2 protein-coding genes are annotated in these 2,415 nt (G+C 38.6%); one reads left to right on the forward strand and one right to left on the reverse strand.

What is annotated here, in order from left to right; genetic code table 11:
* Positions 1–133 precede the first annotated feature (133 nt).
* Positions 134–1,975 (forward strand): ABC-F family ATP-binding cassette domain-containing protein, encoded by a 1,842-nt coding sequence (locus GSY74_RS10235; protein WP_164665003.1) that lies wholly within the window; start codon positions 134–136, stop codon positions 1,973–1,975.
* A gap of 98 nt (positions 1,976–2,073) precedes the next feature.
* On the opposite strand, the gene GSY74_RS10240 is transcribed toward GSY74_RS10235, so the two are convergent.
* Entirely contained in the window at positions 2,074–2,349 is a 276-nt protein-coding gene (locus tag GSY74_RS10240) for a hypothetical protein (protein WP_164665004.1), read from the reverse strand.
* Between the last annotated feature and the right edge of the window lie 66 nt (positions 2,350–2,415).

Genomic DNA, 2,415 nt, shown 5'->3' on the forward strand with positions numbered 1-2,415 from the left:
AAATATTGTAGGGACAATGGCACTGCCTTGTCCTAATAAATCAATAACAATATTCTTAATTCATTGGCATTGGGCTAAAGCCATCGGTTCCTAGTTTTGGAAGAAGTCTACTAAGATATACAATGGAATAAAAATGATACAACTAACAAACCTAAATAAAAGTTTTTCTGGACAGACACTATTTGAGGATGTAAACCTACGGATGTCATCCAACCAAAAGATAGGGCTTATCGGTCGAAATGGTTCAGGGAAGTCAACTCTGTTTAAAATCATACTAGATGAAGAGAGCCATGATAGTGGTGATGTCTCCATCCCTAAAAACTACAAGATAGGCACTCTGCGTCAACATCTAAAGTTTGACAAACCTACAGTTCGAGAGGAGTGTTCTCAAATTCTCTCTGTTGAAGAGCAGTATAACTTCTACAAGATAGAAAAAATCCTCTTTGGGCTGGGATTTACTACAGAGGATTTAGAGAAAGACCCACTTAGCTTCTCTGGTGGTTTTCAGATTCGTATCAATCTTGCTAAACTCTTGGCAACGGAGCCAAATATGTTGCTACTAGATGAGCCTACCAACTATCTTGATATTCTCTCACTTCGTTGGCTCAAACAGTTTATTCGTGAGTTTGAGGGTGAGGTTATTTTGATTACCCATGACCGTGAGTTTATGGATGCTGTTACTACGCATACGATGGGGATACAGCGAAAATCTCTACGAATCATTCAAGGTGGAACGAAGAAGTATGATGAGACATTGACTCTACAAGATGAGACCTATGAGAAAACCCGACAAAACCAAGAGAAGAAGAGGAAAGAGCTAGAGGATTTTGTAGCTAGGAACAAGGCTAGAGCCTCAACGGCCGCACTTGCTCAGTCAAAAGCGAAGATGTTAGAGAAGATGGAGGATATGGATTCACTTGAAAATGAAGCCAATCTAGCTTTTAATTTTAGCTACAGAGAGACACCTGCAAAGATTACCCTAAGAGCAGAGGAGTTAGGCTTTGGGTATAAAGAGGATGAACTTCTATTTCAAAATCTCTCTTTTGCTTTAGAAAACGGAAAAACTCTAGCGATTATAGGAAAAAATGGTAAAGGTAAATCAACTCTGCTTAACTATATTGCTGGTGAACTTCCAAAACAGCAAGGGGAGGTCAAGCTTCACCCCTCTACAACTTTGGCTCACTTTGGACAGACCAATATCGAACGGCTAAATACCATGAATAGTGTATCTGATGAGATAAGTTCAGTGGATAAGATGCTAGGAGTTGCACAAGTGCGAGGAATCTGTGGGACTATGATGTTTTCAGGTGAGTTAGCAGATAAAAAAATATCTGTCTTATCAGGTGGAGAGAGAAGCCGTGTAATGTTGGGGAAGATTATCGCAACAAAATCAAATCTACTTCTACTTGATGAACCTACAAACCACTTGGATATGCAGTCGATTGAGTCGCTTTGTGAGGCTATTGAGAGATTTGAGGGTGCGACGATTATGGTTACTCACTCCGAGATGCTTTTAAGACGACTGGCTGATGCTTTGGTTATATTTCATAAAAATGGAGCAGAGTATTTTGATGGAAGCTATGATGAGTTTTTGGAGAAGATAGGTTGGGAAGAGGAGGGCAACACTGTAGGGGTCAAGCCGAGTCTTGACCCAAAACCCAAAATAGATAGAAAAGAGTTAAAAAAACAGCGAACAGCTCTAATTAAGGCTAGAAGCAAGGAGTCATCAGCTCACAAAAAAGAGTTAGAGTTTTGCGAAGAGAGGATTATGGAACTAGAGGAGTTACTTGAAGAGCAAAATGAGAAACTCATCGAGGCTTCTAACTCTGGTGATAACAACGGAATGATAGAGTATTCTCAAAATATAGGGAAGACGCAAATAGAGATAGATGAGTTGTTTGTTAGGCTTGAGGTGGCTAGTGATGCTTTGGATGAGATAGGGCAAAAATATGAGACTCAATTGAGTGAGTTGTAAAACATTGATTTATTAGGACAAGGCAGTGCCATTGTCCCTACAATATTTCAATTTCAAAACAGTAGAGACAAGGGACTCCCTTGTCTAAATTCTTAATTCTAATGCTTAACTACTGCACCTGTAAGATAGTTTTTGTGACATACAGGACAAGCTACTTCAGCGTTACCTTCTCCTACAAGTTTTTGTATTCTATGTGATAATTTGAATTTTGCACGACAGTTGTGGCAAACTACATTAGAGCTATTGGTTGTTCTAATAGTTCTTGCACTATCAAAGCCTTTTGGAGTTGACTCATGATTCTGTTTTGATGCACAACCATTGAATAGAGAGAGAAATAGCATGGTGGTTAAGAGCAATTGGAGAATATTTTTCATTTAGAATGTTCCTTATTGTTAATGTATCACATTATATAATATATAGATAAAATATAGATAAAAGGA

This window comes from Sulfurovum sp. bin170, from assembly GCF_010892395.1.
Classification (GTDB): domain Bacteria; phylum Campylobacterota; class Campylobacteria; order Campylobacterales; family Sulfurovaceae; genus UBA1140.

What these genes read in the sequence shown, in the direction of transcription:
- GSY74_RS10240 (WP_164665004.1), bottom strand. Translation starts at nt 2,349, where the DNA reads ATGAAAAATATTCTCCAATTGCTCTTAACCACCATGCTATTTCTCTCT.
- GSY74_RS10235 (WP_164665003.1), top strand. Translation starts at nt 134, where the DNA reads ATGATACAACTAACAAACCTAAATAAAAGTTTTTCTGGACAGACACTA.